13 protein-coding genes, 1 tRNA gene and 1 pseudogene are annotated in these 17,444 nt (G+C 61.8%); 13 read left to right on the forward strand and 2 right to left on the reverse strand.

Translation table 11 applies throughout. From position 1 onward, the window contains the following. The first annotated feature begins 102 nt into the window (after positions 1–102). From ACZZZ4_RS09750 to pgaD, 11 genes are all read left to right on the forward strand, one after another. Complete coding sequence (locus ACZZZ4_RS09750) at positions 103–531, forward strand: MarR family winged helix-turn-helix transcriptional regulator (RefSeq protein WP_463549264.1); 429 nt, start codon at positions 103–105, stop codon at positions 529–531. Next, positions 528–2,591, forward strand: coding sequence for an FUSC family protein (locus ACZZZ4_RS09755; protein WP_463547718.1), 2,064 nt, complete (start codon positions 528–530; stop codon positions 2,589–2,591). The genes ACZZZ4_RS09750 and ACZZZ4_RS09755 overlap by 4 nt, the downstream gene beginning before the upstream one ends. Further along, positions 2,588–2,797 carry a DUF1656 domain-containing protein gene (locus ACZZZ4_RS09760; protein ID WP_016772264.1) on the forward strand — a complete coding sequence of 70 codons (210 nt, stop codon included), beginning with the start codon at positions 2,588–2,590 and terminating at the stop codon, positions 2,795–2,797. The genes ACZZZ4_RS09755 and ACZZZ4_RS09760 overlap by 4 nt, the downstream gene beginning before the upstream one ends. Next, positions 2,794–3,681, forward strand: coding sequence for an efflux RND transporter periplasmic adaptor subunit (locus tag ACZZZ4_RS09765; RefSeq protein WP_463547719.1), 888 nt, complete (start codon positions 2,794–2,796; stop codon positions 3,679–3,681). Before ACZZZ4_RS09760 ends, ACZZZ4_RS09765 begins: the two co-directional genes overlap by 4 nt. After that, positions 3,678–5,120, forward strand: coding sequence for an efflux transporter outer membrane subunit (locus ACZZZ4_RS09770; protein WP_463547720.1), 1,443 nt, complete (start codon positions 3,678–3,680; stop codon positions 5,118–5,120). The genes ACZZZ4_RS09765 and ACZZZ4_RS09770 overlap by 4 nt, the downstream gene beginning before the upstream one ends. A 93-nt stretch (positions 5,121–5,213) precedes the next feature. After that, complete coding sequence (locus tag ACZZZ4_RS09775) at positions 5,214–5,849, forward strand: hypothetical protein (protein ID WP_039756312.1); 636 nt, start codon at positions 5,214–5,216, stop codon at positions 5,847–5,849. Between the two features lie 294 nt (positions 5,850–6,143). Beyond that, the gene (locus ACZZZ4_RS09780; protein ID WP_129998385.1) at positions 6,144–7,649 is read left to right on the forward strand and encodes a YdgA family protein; all 1,506 of its coding nucleotides are present in this window, start codon (positions 6,144–6,146) and stop codon (positions 7,647–7,649) included. A gap of 235 nt (positions 7,650–7,884) precedes the next feature. Next, positions 7,885–10,365: a poly-beta-1,6 N-acetyl-D-glucosamine export porin PgaA gene (pgaA, locus tag ACZZZ4_RS09785; RefSeq protein WP_463547721.1), complete on the forward strand. Its 2,481-nt coding sequence runs from the start codon at positions 7,885–7,887 to the stop codon at positions 10,363–10,365. Positions 10,366–10,377: 12 nt separating this feature from the next. Further along, a complete protein-coding gene (gene pgaB / locus ACZZZ4_RS09790) occupies positions 10,378–12,375 on the forward strand; it encodes a poly-beta-1,6-N-acetyl-D-glucosamine N-deacetylase PgaB (protein WP_463547722.1) in 1,998 nt (665 codons plus the stop codon). Between the two features lies 1 nt (position 12,376). Beyond that, positions 12,377–13,732 (forward strand): poly-beta-1,6-N-acetyl-D-glucosamine synthase, encoded by a 1,356-nt coding sequence (pgaC, locus tag ACZZZ4_RS09795; protein WP_463547723.1) that lies wholly within the window; start codon positions 12,377–12,379, stop codon positions 13,730–13,732. Continuing rightward, positions 13,729–14,250: a poly-beta-1,6-N-acetyl-D-glucosamine biosynthesis protein PgaD gene (gene pgaD / locus ACZZZ4_RS09800; RefSeq protein WP_310404564.1), complete on the forward strand. Its 522-nt coding sequence runs from the start codon at positions 13,729–13,731 to the stop codon at positions 14,248–14,250. The genes pgaC and pgaD overlap by 4 nt, the downstream gene beginning before the upstream one ends. Before the next feature lie 117 nt (positions 14,251–14,367). Here pgaD and ACZZZ4_RS09805 read toward each other — a convergent pair. After that, positions 14,368–15,890 (reverse strand): annotated as a pseudogene (locus ACZZZ4_RS09805) (FAD-dependent oxidoreductase). Between the two features lie 137 nt (positions 15,891–16,027). Between ACZZZ4_RS09805 and ACZZZ4_RS09810 the strand changes: the two are divergent. Together ACZZZ4_RS09810 and ACZZZ4_RS09815 are read left to right on the forward strand one after the other, a co-directional pair. Then, positions 16,028–16,588, forward strand: coding sequence for a YbhB/YbcL family Raf kinase inhibitor-like protein (locus tag ACZZZ4_RS09810; RefSeq protein ID WP_016772253.1), 561 nt, complete (start codon positions 16,028–16,030; stop codon positions 16,586–16,588). 48 nt (positions 16,589–16,636) lie between these two features. Further along, a complete protein-coding gene (locus ACZZZ4_RS09815; RefSeq protein WP_463547724.1) occupies positions 16,637–16,906 on the forward strand; it encodes a hypothetical protein in 270 nt (89 codons plus the stop codon). 77 nt (positions 16,907–16,983) lie between these two features. Here the strand turns inward: ACZZZ4_RS09815 and ACZZZ4_RS09820 are convergent. Continuing rightward, positions 16,984–17,060 (reverse strand) — tRNA-Arg (locus tag ACZZZ4_RS09820). Positions 17,061–17,444 lie beyond the last annotated feature (384 nt).

Raw genomic sequence — 17,444 nt, forward strand, 5'->3', positions numbered from 1 at the left:
TTGTTTCAAAACTTGACTGAAATTCCCCTCCAATGCGATATTGATAGTTAGCAAACTAACAGTGTCCGTTATCCCGTGTCCGATTCCCTCGACAGTCTCCAGATGAACATCAGCAGCGCCATGGTGGTGGCCGCGCGGCATTGGCGGAAGATCTGCCAGACCACGCTGGTCAACTACGGAATTTCCGAAGCCTGCGCCGTGCCGTTGCTCATGATCGGGCGTTTGGGCGAGGGTGTGCGCCAGGTGCAAGTCGCCCAGGCTGCGGGCATGGAGAGTCCTTCGCTGGTGCGCTTGCTCGATCAGCTGTGCCATGCCGGTTACGTCTGTCGCACCGAAGATGCCCAGGATCGGCGCGCCAAGTGCCTGAGCCTGACCGACACCGGTCGCGAGCTGGTGCAGTCGGTCGAAGCCGAGCTGGTGCGCTTGCGCCACGAAGTGCTGGAAGGCATCGAGCGCAGCGATCTGGAAGCTACGCTTCGGGTACTGAGGGCTTTTGAGGCGGCGAGTTCGCCTGTGGTGGTCAATTCTTGAACGGTTTTTTCACTGGCATGCCGCCGGCCCGTGACTGGTTTTACGGGGTCCGTACTTTTGCAGCGTCGATGATTGCGCTTTACATCGCCTTGCTCATGCAAATGCCGCGTCCGTATTGGGCGATGGCCACGGTGTACATCGTCTCCAGCCCGTTTCTCGGCCCGACCAGTTCCAAAGCGCTGTACCGCGCGGCGGGCACTTTCCTGGGCGCGGCGGCGGCGGTGCTCTTCGTGCCGATGTTCGTACAGAGTCCCTATGTGCTGGTGGTGGTGATCGCGTTGTGGACCGGCATTCTGCTGTTCATGTCCCTGCATCTGCGCACCGCCAACAGCTATGCGCTGATGCTGGCCGGCTACACCTTGCCGCTGATTGCCCTGCCCGTGGTGGATAATCCGCTGGCGGTGTGGGACGTGGCCGAGGCGCGTACCGAGGAGATTTTCCTTGGCATCGCCGTCGCTGCGGTGGTCGGTGCGATGTTCTGGCCGCGTCGGCTGGCGCCGGTGTTCAACGATGCAGTAAGCAAGTGGTTCGCCGATGCGACGAGCTACAGCCTGAAGTTTCTCAGCCGCGATGTGCAGCCGGAAGAAGTCACCGCGCTGCGCATGGCGATGGTCGCCAATTTCAACAGCCTCGAATTGATGATCGGCCAGTTGCCTCACGAAGGCGCGCGGCCACAGACCGTGCGTAATACCAAGGAACTGCGCGGGCGGATGATTCATCTGTTGCCGGTGATTGATGCCCTTGAGGATTCGCTGTACGCACTCGAACGTCGCACGCCGGAACTGGTGGAAAAATTCCAGCCGTTGCTGACGTCGACCCGTGAGTGGTTGGGCCACGCAGACGCCAATCTCGAGCGCTGGCAAGCACTGCGCGATCAACTCGACGCGCTGCAACCGAGCGCCGAAGCACTGGAGGACCGCAAACAGTTGCTGTTCTCCAACGCGATCTATCGCCTCGGTGAATTCATCGATCTGTGGCAGGACTGCCGCAGCCTGCAGGATGCGATCCTGTGCGAGCGCCAGGACAGCTGGCGCGCGGTCTATCGACACTGGCGCCTCGGCCGCTTGACGCCGTTCATCGATCGCGGGCTGATGCTGTACTCGGTGACCTCGACCATTCTGGCGATCATCGTGGCTTCGGTGCTGTGGATCCTGCTCGGCTGGCCGGATGGCGGCAGCGCAGTGATTCTGGCGGCGGTGGCGTGCAGCTTCTTCGCCTCGATGGACGATCCGGCGCCGCAGATTTACCGGTTCTTTTTCTGGACCGGGATGTCAGTGCTGTTCGCCAGCCTTTATCTATTTCTGATTCTGCCCAACCTGCACGATTTCCCGATGCTGGTGCTGGCGTTCGCCGTGCCGTTCATTTGCATCGGCACGCTGACGGTGCAGCCGCGTTTCTACCTCGGCATGCTGCTGACGCTGGTCAACACTTCCTCGTTCATCAGTATTCAGGGTGCCTACGACGCGGATTTTTTCGCCTTCGCCAACTCCAACCTCGCCGGGCCACTGGGGTTGTTGTTCGCTTTCATCTGGACGCTGGTGGCGCGACCGTTCGGTGCCGAGCTGGCGGCCAAGCGTCTGACCCGGTTCAGCTGGAAAGACATCGTCAGCATGACCGAACCGGCCAGCCTCGCCGAGCATCGTCATTTGGGCGTGCAGTTGCTTGATCGGCTGATGCAGCACCTGCCGCGTCTGGCCTTGACCGGTCAGGACACCGGCATTGCCATGCGTGAAGTACGTGTCGGTCTGAACATGCTCGATTTGCTTGCCTACACCCCGCGCGTTACCGGCGTACCAAACGCCCTGCTGCGACAAGTGGTGGGCGAGGTCGGCGAGTATTTTCGCGCCTGCCTCAAAGCCGACGAACGCTTGCCGGCACCGAGCGGTCTGCTGATGACACTTGATCGTACCCGCCGTGCGCTGAACGGCGAGGGCGACGATGAAACCCGTCGACACCTGTTGCACGCTCTGAGCGGTCTGCGTCTGGCCTTGCTGCCCGGCGTTGAGTTCGTCTCCAGCGCCGAACCCGAAGAACCGCTGCCCGATGGAGCGCCCCTATGATCGGTGATCTGGATATCAGCGGCATTTTCCTGCCGACCCTGCTGGTGCTGATGGGCATTACTTACGTGCTGTTTTTGTTGGTGCATGGCGTGCTGCAACGCCTGCACTTTTACCGTCTGGTCTGGCACCGGGCATTGTTCAACGTGGCGCTCTACGCCGTGCTGCTGTACGGCGTGGACTCACTCAGTCGATACCTGATGACATGAAAAAACCGTTTCTGACCATCGGTCGTGTGGTCCTGACCCTGCTGATCGTGACTTTTGCCGTTGTCCTCGTCTGGCGCATGGTGATGTATTACATGTTCGCGCCATGGACCCGTGACGGCCACATTCGCGCCGACATCATCCAGATCGCCCCGGACGTGTCGGGGTTGATCCAGCAGGTCGAGGTGAAGGACAACCAGTTGATCAAGCGTGGCCAGGTGCTGTTCAGCATCGACCAGGACCGCTTCAAACTGGCCCTGCGCCAAGCCAAGGCCGCCGTGGCCGATCGCGAAGAAACCCTCGCCCAGGCCCAGCGTGAAGCCAAGCGTAACCGTGGCCTCGGCAATCTGGTGCCGGCCGAGCAACTGGAAGAAAGCCAGTCGCGGGTGGCCCGCGCGCAATCGGCGCTGGCCGAAGCGTTGGTAGCGGTCGACAGTGCACAGCTCAACCTCGATCGCTCGGTAATCCGCAGCCCGGTCGACGGTTACGTCAATGACCGCGCGCCGCGTCCGCAGGAGTTCGTCACCGCCGGGCGTCCGGTGTTGTCGGTGGTCGACAGCAACTCCTTCCACATCGACGGCTATTTCGAAGAAACCAAACTTGACGGTATTCATGTCGGGCAATCGGTGGATATCCGCGTGATCGGCGACAGCGCGCGATTGCGCGGGCATGTCGAAAGCATCGTCGCCGGCATCGAAGACCGCGACCGCACCAGCGGCAGCAACCTGCTGCCCAACGTCAATCCGGCGTTCAGTTGGGTGCGCCTGGCGCAGCGGATTCCGGTGCGTATCGCTTTCGATGATGTACCGGCCGACTTCCGCATGATCGCCGGGCGTACCGCCACCGTGTCGATCATCGACGATCAGCCGCAGGAGTCGCAGCCATGAGCAGGGCCTGGTTGATCGCCGGGTTGGGCGTGATGCTCTCGGCCTGTCAGATGGTCGGCCCGGATTATCAGTTGCCCGCCGACGCGGCGGTGCAGCGCAAGGACATTCAGGGTGAGCTGGCAGTTGCCGGCAAACCGGTAATCTCGGCGCCGGTGCCGGCGGACTGGTGGCGACTGTATAAAGACCCGCGCCTCGATCAACTGGTGCAGCAGGCCATGGCGTCCAACACCGACTTGCGTGTAGCGGCGGCGAACCTGTCGCGGGCGCGCGCTCAGGTGGATGAAGCCGAGGCCGCTGGTGGCTGGAGCGGCGGGGTGAAAATGGGCGCCCAACGCCTGCAGGAATCCGGTCAGGCGTTCCTCCTGCCAGAGAAAGTCCCGGTGGCCAACATCGCCGATATCGGTATCAGCGCTTCGTACCAGTTCGACCTGTGGGGCACTCTGCAACGCGGCATCGAAGCGGCGAAAGCCAATGCCGATGCGACTCAGGCCGCAGCCGACACTGCGCGTATCACCTTGGTGGCGGACGTAGTTCGCGCCTATACGCAGGTCTGCGCTGCCAACGAAGAGCGGGAAATCGCCGAGCACTCTCTCGATCTGCAATCGCAGAGCACCACGCTGATCCAGCGCCTGCGCGATGCCGGGCGTGGTGACGAGACTCAGGTCACCCGTTCGCAGACCCAATTCAAATCCCTGCGCGCCGACTTGCCGCGCTATGAAGCCGCGCGTCAGGCGGGGCTGTTCCGTCTGTCGATGCTGCTGGCCAAACCGGTCGAACAGTTGCCGGCAGGTACCGCCAGTTGCGCCGAGTTGCCGAAGATCGCACAACTGGTGCCGGTCGGTGACGGCGCCGCGCTGCTCAAGCGCCGCCCGGATATTCGTCAGGCCGAGCGGCGTCTCGCAGCGGCAACCGCCGGCATCGGCATCGCCACCGGTGAGCTGTACCCGGACATCAGCATCGGCGCGACCATCGGCACCGTCGGCATCATTGATGACCTTGGCGACCCGTCGACCAACCGCTGGGGCTTTGGCCCGTCGCTGAGCTGGAAAGTACCGACCAACGGCGCCCGTGCGCGCATTCGTGAAGCCGAGGCCAGCACCCAGGGCGCGCTGGCGCATTTCGACGGCGTGGTCCTCAACGCCATCCGCGAAACGCAGACCGGTCTGGCCCAGTACAGCGCGCTGCTGCAACGCCGCGATGCGCTGGCCGAAGCCGAGCAGTCGGCCAAGCTCGCCGCCGAGCAGACTCACCGCTTCTTCCAGGCCGGCCGCGAGTCGTTCCTCGCCGACCTGCAAGCAACCCGTACCTACACCGATGTCACTGCGCAACTGGCCGCCGCCAATACTCAGGTCGCGATGAGCCAGATCGATTTGTTCCTCGCCTTGGGCGGCGGCTGGGAAAGCGGACGAACGAACACCTCGGGCGCCAGCAAACCCTGAGGCCGTTGCTATGCTTTGAAGTGTTGGAGGGGCGCCCCATGCCACGCGCTCCTGCAATGCACATTGCTCGTGCTGGCCCAGGGGAAACCAATAATGAAAAACCCTTACGCTCTCGGCTTCTGGTGCGCTCTGGTCGCACTGGTGCTGCTCTCGGCCACGTATTTCTACGGGATCATGCTGGCCCACCAGATCGACACGGCGATGGTTTTTCTCGACAGCGCCGTTGCGCTGATCGCGGTGATGGCGATCGTCGTCGTCGCGTGGACCTCGATTCAGCTGCAGCGAGTCAAGAAGCGCCAGCTCGAGCGCGGCAAGATGCTCGTGCTGATCTGGGACACCAAAGTTGCCCTGCGCCGCGTCGAGACCGTGTTCGACCGCTACTTCTGGGGCAGCTACTGGCAGCCCGGGCGAACCTTCGCCGAAGTCATGGGTGAACTCACCGGCACGCCGCTGGAAAAAAGCCTCGAAGCCCTGAAGAAGCAATGCCTGGAACTCGACAAGCAGATCGCCGATGAAGGCTGGCACTGGCTGAACAACGCCCGCGAGCTGTCCGACGTCGCCACGGCCATGGCTCGTGAGCGCTATCAGCTGGATTTCTGCGATGTGCGCGCGGATACCACGGGCGGGGCGGTGATCGATCGCGACTTCGAGGTGCTGGTTTATACCTGGACCGCGCGGCTGAAGAGCTTTGATCATCAGTTGGATGAAATCGAGGTTCAGTATTCCTGATTTGCTGTGAATATACCCGGTGCTATCGCGAGCAGGCTCACTCCTACATTTGGAATGCGTTCCCCCTGTAGGAGTGAGCCTGCTCGCGATAGCGTCCTTCCTGACGCGGAAACTCTTCAACCCTGTCAGCGGTCCATTCCCCCCATAGACACTCTTTAACCTTTAAACATTGGGCCGTCGTCCGCGCCCGGTGCTAATCTCCACCGCTCAATTGCGCACAGTCGAGCCGCGACCCGATCCCGGGTTCAAGGAAGACGACTTCATCCACAGCCACGGAAACCGATCAGGTCATTCATGAATAAATCAGCAGGCGTGCTTCTCGGAATTGTTGTTGCCATCGGCGCGATCAGCGCAGGCGGGGCCTGGTACACCGGGACCAAGATCGAAGGCGTACTGAACAACGCCGTGACCAACGCCAACAAAGAGTTGCAGACCGCCATGGCCGGCTCCAACGGCACCGCGTCGCTGGAACTGGTATCGCTGGAGCGTCACACCTTCACCAGCACCGCGCACTATCGCCTCAAGGGCGAAGGCGAGATGTTCGGTGATGCGCCGGTCGAGTTGCTGTTCGTTGACCACATCGAACACGGCCCGCTGCCGTTCTCGCGTCTGGTGTCGCTGAAGTGGCTGCCGGTCATGGCCACCAGCAACTATGAATTGGAAAAGAGCCCGTCCACGGAAAAATGGTTCGCCGCCACCAACGGCGCCGCGCCGCTCAAGGGCGTGACTAACATCGGCTACGACGAATCGACCACCAGCACCCTGAACCTGGTGCCGTTCGAAACCGCGCTGGATGAGCAATCGAGCCTGAAGTTTTCCGGGCTGAGCATGGACATCGCCGCCAGCGCCCAGGCGCAGAAGGTCAAGGCCGACGGTTACATGGACAATCTGAAACTGGTCACCGTGTCGGAAGACCAGGCGCCGGTGCAGGTCGAGCTCAATGGCCTGACCCTGGCCAGCAACCTCGCCAAGAGCAGCTACGGCTACTACACCGGGGAAAACACCCTGGAAGTGACCAGCAGTAAAACCACTTTCGGCGCCAAGCCGATGGTGCTGGGCGTGAAGAACTTCGAAATGAAGAACCGCACCGAAGAAAGCGGCAGCAACGCCTCGGGGCGTGCCGATTACAAAATCGGCGAAGTGACGCTCAACGACAAGAAAGTAGGTTCGGCGGCCATGGCCATGAGCCTGAAGAACCTCGACATTCCTTCGACCATGTCGCTGATGCAGATCTACCAGACCAAGTTGCAACCATACGAAAAAGCCGCTGCCGAAGCCGCCGCCCAGGGGTTGCCGGCACCGGAGCTGAATCTGACCGAAGCGGAAAACGCCCAGGTCAAAGCCGATCTGCAGAAGCTGCTGGCGGCTGGCCCGCAACTGGCGCTGGAAAACCTGTCATTCAACACCGCCAACGGTGAAAGCCGTGCCAATCTGGTGATCGACCTGACCAAGCCGCAATCGATGGATCTGCCGCCGGATCAACTCGGCAAGCAACTGATCGCGCTGCTCGACCTGAACATTCAGGTGTCCAAGCCGATGCTGGTCGATCTGCTCAGCGTGCAGGCGCAACTCGATGGCCAGACTGACGCCAAAGCCATCGTCGATCAGTCCAGGGAAGCGGCGGACATGTTCGCCGGCATGGCGGTCGGCTCGCAATTGGCTGTCGTCGATGGCACCAACGTAGTGACCAAACTGCATTACGCGGCCAATCAGGTCGAATTCAACGGCCAGAAGATGTCCGTTGAGCAATTCATTGGCTTCCTCATGAGCAAGTTTGCCGGCGTTACCCAAGAGCAATAAACCCTACATCGCGCCCCCGGACGCCCGGCCCCTGTGTGAACAGGTGTCGGGCGTTTTGCTGTACGGCTTTTGTACAGATGGGCCGATTCTGAACAATTATTGCGTTGTGAAAATTCGACTACGCTTGCGTGCAGACTGCCTCACCAAGCTTGGCCGAAGGCTGTTTTGTCGGCCACCGTTACGAATGGGCAAGGAGGGCATTGCGACCCGGCTGGCCATGTAAGGATGCTGACAAATGCCGCGTATTGATGGCCCTGTATTACATCGTGGTTTGCGCCCTTTGTTCCGATTCGCCCTCTGCAGCCAGTTGCTCTGGCCGCTGTTGGCGTTGGCCGACACACCCTACGACGAAATGGTGCGCGATGCCCGTGCCGGGCACTACACGCCTACGCTGACGGCGTTGCGTCAGGTGCCGCCGGGCCAGGCCAGCGACGGTCAGGTCAGCGATCACCTGCAAATCGCCAGTTGGGCCGGTCTTGATGCCGAAGTGGTCAAAGTCTATGAAACCCAAGGCCGCGACCGCGTCCTGCCGGTGCAGGCGCTGACCGCCGCCGCGCGTGCCTATCGCAACCTCAAGCGCTGGGATCAGGCCACTCAGGTCTACAACAAGGCGCTGACGCTGGAGCCGGACAACGCCGACCTGCAACTGGGCCTGGCGCTGACCCAGGCCGATGCCGGCAAACCCGATCAGGCCGTCACCCGCGCGCAGGCGTTGGTCGCCGCCAAACCCGACGATCCGTCACGCCGTCTCGCCTTGGGCTACGCACTCGGTCGCGCCGGCAAACAGTACGACGCATTGTTCGAATTCGATCAGGCCTTCATCCGCGCCGGCAACAAACCGGAAGTGGCCCGCGAGTACGTGGTCGCCCTGCAAAAGGCCCGTCTGCCTGAACCGGCGCTGCGTCTGGCCAGTCAACGTCCCGGTCTGATTGATCCGGTGACTTTGCGCCGTCTCGAAGGCGATCTCGCCGCCGAACGCGTGCGCCTCGCCGAACTGGCCACCCGCAATGAAAAGGAACGCTACGTTATCGCCGATCGCGCGCTGGCCGATTACGACAAATTGCTCGCGACCTGGACGCCCGACGCCACTGCTCACGACGACGTGACGCGCTGGCGCATCGACCGCATGGGCGCGCTCAAGGCCCGCGCACGCACCGCCGACGTCATCAGCGAATATCAAAAGCTGCAAGCCGAGGGCGTGCAGATTCCGACCTATGCCCTGCGTTGGGTTGCAGCGTCTTATCTCGATCAGCGTGAGCCGGAGATTGCCACCGACCTGTATCGCCAAGTGTTGTCGGCGCCGGACGCCGACGCCGGTGATCGCTTCGAGGACAGCACTGCGCTGTACTACTCGCTGCTGGAAAGCGATCGCGCCGACGAAGCGCGCAAGGTCGCCGAAGACGCAGCAAAAGCCCAGCGCCCGCGCGTCGAGCTCAAGGGGCTGCCAATCGGCAACCCCAACGATGAATGGATGGACGCCCAGCAACTCGCGGCGCAGGCCGGCACTTACAGTTCCGATCTGCCCCACGGCGAAGAGCGGCTGCAGACCCTGATCGAGCAGGCGCCGGGCAACCTTGGCTTGCGTCTGGCTCAGGCCGATCTCTACCTCGCCCGCCAATGGCCACGCCGCGCGGAAAGCCAACTCAAGGAAGCCGAGAGCGCGGCACCGCGCGATGCCGGTCTGGAGGTCGCTCAGGCGCGCACCGCAATGGAATTGCAGGAGTGGCGGCAGAACGATGCGCTGGTCGACGATGTGGTCGCGCGCTATCCGGACAACCGTCAGGTGCAGCGTCTGGCCCGCGAACGGGAAGTGCATGACATGGCCGAACTGCGCGTCGAAGCCTACGGCGGCAAAGCCAACGGTGGCGGCAGTGGCGACGCCGGTGCGGTCAGCGGCAGCCGTGATTTCGGTATCCAGAGCACGCTGTACAGCCCGCCGATCAATGAAGACTGGCGAGTGTTTGCCGGTGCCGGTTATGCCACCGGTGATTTCGCCGAAGGCACCGGCCACCATCGTTTCCAGCGTGTCGGCCTGGAGCGGCGTACTCGTGACATGACCCTCGAAGCCGAAGTGTCGAATCACAATTACGGCTTCGGTGACAAACAGGGCGCGCGCCTGGCGATTGCCCGCGACATCAACGATCACTGGCAATACGGCGGCAGCCTCGAATACCTCTCGGCGGAAACGCCGCTGCGCGCGCTCAACAGCGACATCAAAGCCAACGGCGGCAGTGCGTTCTTGCGCTGGCGCGCCAACGAAAGCCGCGAGTGGCGCGTGTCGGTCAGCCCGTCGCATTTCAGCGATGGCAACAACCGTGTCGAAGCGTTGGTCACCGGGCGCGAAGGTCTCTACAGCGCGCCGAACATCCAGGTCGACGCCGGTCTGGAAGTCGGCACCAGCCACAACTCGAAATCCGATGACGTGCCCTACTTCAACCCGAAGTCGGACTTCAGCGTGATGCCGCTGGTCAACGTCAACCACGTGCTCTACCACCGCTACGAGACTTCCTGGAGCCAGCAGTTCCAGGCCGGCGCCGGCACCTACAGCCAACGCGACCACGGCACCGGCGGCATGGCGTTGCTCGGTTATGGCCAACGGTACGCCTGGAACGACGTGTTCGATGTGGGCGGCATGTTCAGTGTGATCAACCGGCCTTATGACGGTGATCGGGAAACTGATCTGCGTCTGCTCGTCGACCTCACTTTCCGCTTCTAGAAGAGTTTGAAGATGCCTTTTATCTCGCGTTTCATCCTTCTGCTGGGAGCGCTGCTGATCAGCGCCTGCGCCCAGCAAGCCCCGGCCTTCGCGCCGCCCTCCGAGCGCCCGGTCGCGGCCAGTGAAAAACCGTGGCCGAAAAATCATGTGCTCGGCATTGCCTACCACGACGTTGAAGACCGTGATCCCGATCAGGCCGTGGTGGCAGTGCGCACCGAGCGCATGATCGAGCAGCTCGCCTGGCTACGTGAAAACGGCTACAAACCAGTGACCGTCGACCAGATCATGGCCGCTCGCAAGGGTGGTCCGGAATTGCCGGCGAAAGCCGTGCTGCTCAGTTTCGACGACGGCTATGCCAGCTTCTATACCCGCGTCTTGCCGGTGTTGCGTGCGTACAACTGGCACGCCTTGCTGGCGCCGGTCGGCACCTGGATCGACACACCGCTGAATCAGCCCGTGGACTTTGCCGGCACGCCGCGCAAGCGTTCGGACTTTCTGACCTGGGAGCAGGTGCGCGAGATTTCCCGATCGGGGCTGGTGGAAATCGCCGCCCATACAGACGCCAGCCACAAGGGCATCCTTGCCAACCCGCAGGGCAACCTGCAGCCGGCGGCGGCGACGCGGCGCTATGACCCCGTCACCAAGCGCTACGAATCCGAAGCCGATTTCCAGGCACGCATTCGTACCGACGTGAAGACTATTTCGGAGAAGATCCGCAAGGTCACTGGCTACAAACCGCGAGTCTGGGTCTGGCCGTACGGTGCCGCTGACGGCACGTCGCTGAGCGTAGTGGGGGACGAGGGCTATGAAATGGCCCTGACGCTGGACGACGGTCTCGACACCCTCGACAACCTGATGAGCGGGCCGCGCTTTCTCGTGACGTCCGATCCTGACGGCGAGCATTTTGCCAACAGCATCGTCGGCGTGCAGGAAGAGTTGGCGATGCGCGTGGTGCATGTCGATCTGGATAACGTCTACGATCCGGACCCGGCGCAACAGGACATCAACCTCGGCAAACTGGTGCAGCGCATTTCTGACCTGGGCCCCACCACGGTGTTTCTGCAAGCTTTTGCCGACCCCAAGGGCGATGGTCTGGTGCACTCGCTGTACTTCCCCAGCCGCCACTTGCCTGTGCGCGCCGACCTCTTCGACCGCGTCGCCTGGCAACTGCGCACCCGCGCTCATGTGAAGGTCTATGCGTGGATGCCGGTGCTGAGTTTCGAGCTGGATTCGAAGCTGCCGCGCGTGACCCGCTGGGACCCGAAAACCGGTACCACATCGGTCGATCCGAAGCAGTACAAACGCCTGTCACCGTTCAATCCCGAGGTGCGCAGGATCATCGGGGAAATCTACGAAGACCTGGCGAGTCTGACCTCGATCGATGGCGTTCTTTACCATGACGACGCGGTGCTGTCGGATTTCGAAGATGCCACTCCAGACGCGTTGAAGGCCTACGCCGCACAAGGCTTGCCGGGTTCGATTGCCGCACTGCGCGAGGACCCGGCGGCGATGCAGCGCTGGACGCGTTTCAAGAGCCGCTACCTGATCGACTTCACCAACGAACTGACCGCCAAGGTCCGTGCGATTCGTGGCCCGCAGGTGCTGACCGCGCGCAATATCTTCGCCGAGCCGATGCTCAATCCCGACAGCGAAGCGTGGTTCGCACAGAACCTCGATGACTTCCTCGCTACCTACGACTGGACGGCGCCGATGGCCATGCCGTTGATGGAAAAACAGACGCTGGCCGAGTCCGGCCCGTGGCTGGAAGAACTGGTCGCCACGGTGAAAAAACGTCCCGGCGCGCTCAACCGCACGGTGTTCGAATTGCAGGCGCGCGACTGGAACCAGAAGGATCAGGCCGATATCGATGCCGTGCATCTGGCGGACTGGATGGGCCGGCTCAAGCGTCAGGGCGCGACCAGTTTCGGTTACTACCCGGACAACTTCCTCGACAACCTGCCAGACCTGAAAACCGTAAGGCCTGCACTCTCCAACAAATGGAATCCATAACATGCTGGATAGACTGTTAGCCCTGCTTGTTCTGGCGATTGTCCTTGGCGTTCCGCTGGGGCTGATCTTCGTGGTGACCGGCCAGTTCCTGATGTCGTTCGTGTTCTTCTACCCGCTGTTCATGTCCGGGTTGTGGATCGCTGGCGGTCTGTATTTCTGGCTGCACTGGGAGCGCCACTGGCCGTGGCAGGACGACACGCTGCCGCCGCCACTGGAAGGCGAGCCACTGATTTCGATCCTGATCCCTTGCTACAACGAAGGCGATAACGCGGCCGATACGATTCACGCGGCACTGGCCCAGCACTACCCGAACATTGAAGTGATCGCGATCAATGACGGCTCAAAGGACAACACGGCTGAAGTGCTCGACGCACTGGCCAAGGAAGATCCTCGTTTGCGGGTCCTGCATCTGGCGGAAAACCAGGGCAAGGCTGTGGCCCTGCGCATGGGCGCGATCGCTGCGCGCAGCGAGTATCTGGTGTGCATCGATGGCGACGCCTTGCTGGCGCCGAACACGGCGGCCTATCTGGTCGCGCCGATGCTGGATAACGCGCGCCTTGGCGCAGTGACCGGCAACCCGCGCATCCGCACACGTTCGACCTTGATCGGGCGGGTGCAGGTCGGCGAGTTCTCCTCGATCATCGGTCTGATCAAGCGTACGCAGCGGGTATTCGGGCGCATCTTTACCGTCTCCGGTGTGATCGTCGCGTTCCGCCGCACCGCACTGAACCGGGTCGGCTACTGGAGCCCGGACATGATCACCGAAGACATCGACATCAGCTGGAAGCTGCAACTGGATCACTGGAGCATCTTCTACGAACCGCGTGCGCTGTGCTGGATCCTCATGCCGGAAACCCTCGGCGGCCTGTGGAAACAGCGTCTGCGCTGGGCGCAGGGTGGCGCCGAAGTGCTGTTCAAGAACATTCGCGGCATCTGGCAGTACCGCCATCGCTACCTGTGGCCGCTGCTGTTCGAATACTGCCTGTCCACCGGTTGGGCGTTCACCTTTCTGCTGTCGGTGATTTTCTGGGGCATGGGCAAGTTCATGGTCATGCCGGATGCAATCGCTGTAGATCGCTTGATGCCACCGGCCTTCACCGGTCTGTTGCTGGCGGTGGTCTGCCTGATGCAGTTCGCGGTCAGCATCATCATCGATCGGCGCTATGAGCCGGGTCTGGGCAAGACCATGTTCTGGGTGGTCTGGTACCCGCTGGTGTTCTGGCTCGTCAGTCTGCTGACCACGTTGGTCAGTTTCCCCAAAGTGTTGTTCAGCCAACACAAGAAACGCGCGCGCTGGGTCAGTCCTGATCGGGGCATCCGCCCGCTGGGCGACGACCAGGAGGAAGTGATCAAATGAAAATTATCCGCACTCGCCAACGGCCCTTTCTGCTGGTGATCGACGTCATTCTCACGGTGCTGGCCTGGGTTGGTCTGTTGTTCCTGTTGATACGCGGCTTATGGCCGTTGATCGAAACCACCGGCGGCCCGCGTATCGAGCACTCGGCATTCGATGCCTTGGGCACTCTGCAGGTTTATATGTGGGTGGCGCTGGTCAACGCGGTGATCCTGATTGGTTGGGCGCGGTACCAGCAAAGCAAAAGCCGCAGCTTCGCCCAGCGCCGTTTGCCCTCGCCGGTGATTGGTGATGAAGGGCTGAGCAAAAGCTTCAAGCTGTGCGAGGAGCGTTTCCAGAAACTGCGCACGCCCGGGGTCATGACCATCCACAACGACCAGGACGGCGACATCAGCCACGTGGAAACGCATTTCTGGCCGGTACAACAGCAGGCCTTGCCGGCGCCGCTGGAGCAACAGCGGGTGATCTTTCTGCATGCCGAAGAAGATGGCAATCGCGAGCCGGTTAACCGCCTGACCTGACCTCCGCTGTAGGAGCTGCCGGAGGCTGCGATCTTTTGATTTTGCTTATGTAAAAACAAGATCAAGAGATCGCAGCCTCGTTGCACTCGTCAGCTCCAAAGCAGCTCCGGACCGATGTCACGCCTGAATCAGCGTCCACGCCTCTTTCATCCGCAAAGGCTGCTTCATCCGCTCAACCAACAGCGCCATCGCGCGTTGCTTGTCGCAGGCCACCGCCGCAACAACGATGCCGTCTTTTGCGAACAGGCCAATGAATGGCGGCTTCTCCGGCTCGCCGCTGAACTCGACCTCGTCCCATTCTTGCGCGTGTCCGAGATAGTCGTAGTTCTTGCCGAAGTGGTAGGTCCAGAAGAACGGCACATCCAGATAATGCTCCTCGCCACCGAGCATGTTGGCGGCGGCGATGCGCGCGTGTTGCTGGGCCAGGCGCCAATGCTCGATGCGGGTTGGCTGGCCGCTCAGCGGAAACGTCGCGATATCGCCGATGGCCCACAAGCCATCAGTCGCGCGCATGCCGCCATCGACGCGCAACGATTGGTCTTCTTCCCGGGCAGTGATTCGAACGGCTCAGTGGCCGGGTGAACACCAACGCCGGCGAGAACCAGATCCGCCGCCAGACGCAGACCGTTGTCGAGCAGCACGCCCTCGACCTTTTTTTCGCCAAAGATCTCACTCGCCTCGTGCTCGCTGATGAACTTCACCCCGTGCTCTTCGTGCAACGCGCGAATCGCTTTGCCCACGGCGTCGCCGAATTGCTTGGCGAACGGGATTGCGTGGCGAGCGAGAACTGTGACATCGAGGCCGTACTCGCGCAGGGCGGATGCGCATTCAAGGGCGATGAAGCTGTCACCGATGATCACCGCGCGCTGACCCGGTTGCGCGGCGTTGATAATCTGTTCGGCCTGGACCTTGGAGCGCAGGACGAAGACATTGGCCAGCTCGGCGCCGGGCAGTTTCAGCGGGTTGGGCGCGCCACCGGTGGCGAGCACGGCGGCGTCGTAGCGCAGGATGCCACCGTTGTTCAGATGAAGCGTTTTGCCCTGGGCGTCGACTGCGCTGACTTCGCCTTGCACGCGTTCGATGCGTTGCGCTTCATAGAACGCTGCATCGCGCAGGGGCGGGACTTCTTTCGGCGACATCTCCCCGGCGAGAACAAATTTGCTCAACACCGTGCGGTCGTAGCCGGCATCCGGTTCGCCGTCGACCAGCACAATGCGCCCGCCGAAACCTTTCTCGCGCAGGGCCGCTGCGCAAGCCGTGCCCGCCGCCCCGGCGCCGACCACCACGAATGTTCTTGGATCGTCGGCGGGCGGGGTGTGCGAATCGGGCAGGGGCTGGTCATCGACCCAGACGTCATCGCCGCGCAACTCCAGCGGATAGCGCTTGAGACTGTCCAGCGACGGCGGCTCGCACAGGCCACCGTCCTCGGCCCGGTACGCGGCTTTGTGCCACGGGCAGATCAACCTGCCGTGGCACAACGCGCCTTCGGCCAACGGCGCACCTGCATGCGGGCAAACTCCCTGAAACGCCCGCAACTCGCCGTTGGCACGCAGCAGGACAATCTTGCAGTCGCCGATTTCGACTTGCAGGCCACGGTCTTGCGGGACATCGGTAAAACGGGCGACACGGTGCAGGGACATCTTGGCTTCCTCGCAGGCTTTTTCTTGTGAGTTGGTGCTGCGGCGTGAGGTTCAGCCATTTGCTACTGCCAAGGCATGAACGGTACGGCTATAGTTTGCGGGCCGACGACGGCCTCATTGCACAAGGTGCTCCCGGAATGACCCGATTGACCTCTCTCAACCCATGGCTGGCGGCCATCGCCGTGACCCTCTGCGTGCAGTTCCCGGCGCAAGCCCAGGAGCGCTTCACCCTGAGCATCCCCGGCGTGTCGGATAACCGCCTGTTCACCTCGGCAGCGGCTAGCGACGCACCCGGCTGCGGCGGCAAAAACCAGTCGCCGGCGCTGAGCTGGAACGCCGGCCCGGCCGGTACCCAGAGCTACGCCATCGTCATGCACGACCCGGATGGCCAGAAAGGCTTGGGCGTCGATCACTGGATTCACTACGGCATCAAACCCACCACCCACCAGATCGCGGCCGGCGTCGGCGCCAAATCCGCCCTCGAAGGCGTCGGCGGCACCAACAGCAAAGGCAACACCCACTACATGGGCCCATGCCCGCCAGTGGGCGACAGCGCGCATCACTACATCATCCAGATCTACGCCCTCGACCTCGCCCCGGACGCCCTGCCTGCCGGCCTGACCCGTGCCGAGCTGATGGAAAAGATCAAAGGCCATGTGCTGCGCAACAGCAGCGCGGTGCGGCGCTATCACCGCTGAGGTTTTCGGCCGCTCACGGGCGGCTGACTGCTCTGATTCCCCAGCCATTTGGCATTGCCCTGCGAAAACGCGCACTATCGAGCCATTGCCAATGCGCTGGAGGACACCGTGGCAGCAAAAATCGACCGCATCGCCCAGCTACTCAACTGCCCGGAAAAGGGCGAACAAATGCGGCGTGCAGTAACCGAGGCACGTAAGGAATTTCTGCTGAATCAGCCGGAAGAAGACCTCGTTGAAGACGACGAGGTGTTTGACGAAGCTGAGGAGGAGGGGGATGACGACGATGAATATGACGAGTTTGACTGGACGACGGAGTGACGGCCTTCAAGCGATCTTGTCATCGCCCACAAAAAAGCCCCGGACCATCACAGTCCGGGGCTTTCTCGTTTGATTCATGGTGCACCAGGCGGGATTCGAACCCACGACCCCTGCCTTCGGAGGGCAGTACTCTATCCAGCTGAGCTACTGGTGCAGCGGGCGACATCATACCTAGGTCGGCTCGGGGCGTCCATGCCGGGTTTGGCGGGTTTTGTCAGTGTGCGTGTCGGCGCGAAATCGCTGCATTCCTTAAAGCGGTAACGTCCTGCAAAACCCTCGCTTGGCGCTTTGCCGGGGTTGATCTAAGGTTTTTCCTGCGGCACGGATTTTCGATACGTTGATCTGAAAAGCGCCATTTTTGTTCTTTTTTCGAACGACCTATTGTCCTTTACCCCCTTTGAACCTACGATCCGTTTGAGATTTCAAACGCTCTTTGGCGGGATGTTGCAGCGCAGGTGCGCCCGGTCGTGCACTGTAGATGCGCCACAATCCGCTCACTGATTTCCCTGACGGCAGCCTTGCGAGGCGCCTTTCTACA

This window comes from Pseudomonas sp. AC252 (genome assembly GCF_979258105.1).

What these genes read in the sequence shown, in the direction of transcription:
- ACZZZ4_RS09750 (WP_463549264.1), top strand. Translation starts at nt 103, where the DNA reads ATGAACATCAGCAGCGCCATGGTGGTGGCCGCGCGGCATTGGCGGAAG.
- ACZZZ4_RS09760 (WP_016772264.1), top strand. Translation starts at nt 2,588, where the DNA reads ATGATCGGTGATCTGGATATCAGCGGCATTTTCCTGCCGACCCTGCTG.
- ACZZZ4_RS09765 (WP_463547719.1), top strand. Translation starts at nt 2,794, where the DNA reads ATGAAAAAACCGTTTCTGACCATCGGTCGTGTGGTCCTGACCCTGCTG.
- ACZZZ4_RS09770 (WP_463547720.1), top strand. Translation starts at nt 3,678, where the DNA reads ATGAGCAGGGCCTGGTTGATCGCCGGGTTGGGCGTGATGCTCTCGGCC.
- ACZZZ4_RS09775 (WP_039756312.1), top strand. Translation starts at nt 5,214, where the DNA reads ATGAAAAACCCTTACGCTCTCGGCTTCTGGTGCGCTCTGGTCGCACTG.
- ACZZZ4_RS09780 (WP_129998385.1), top strand. Translation starts at nt 6,144, where the DNA reads ATGAATAAATCAGCAGGCGTGCTTCTCGGAATTGTTGTTGCCATCGGC.
- pgaA (WP_463547721.1), top strand. Translation starts at nt 7,885, where the DNA reads ATGCCGCGTATTGATGGCCCTGTATTACATCGTGGTTTGCGCCCTTTG.
- pgaB (WP_463547722.1), top strand. Translation starts at nt 10,378, where the DNA reads ATGCCTTTTATCTCGCGTTTCATCCTTCTGCTGGGAGCGCTGCTGATC.
- pgaC (WP_463547723.1), top strand. Translation starts at nt 12,377, where the DNA reads ATGCTGGATAGACTGTTAGCCCTGCTTGTTCTGGCGATTGTCCTTGGC.
- pgaD (WP_310404564.1), top strand. Translation starts at nt 13,729, where the DNA reads ATGAAAATTATCCGCACTCGCCAACGGCCCTTTCTGCTGGTGATCGAC.
- ACZZZ4_RS09810 (WP_016772253.1), top strand. Translation starts at nt 16,028, where the DNA reads ATGACCCGATTGACCTCTCTCAACCCATGGCTGGCGGCCATCGCCGTG.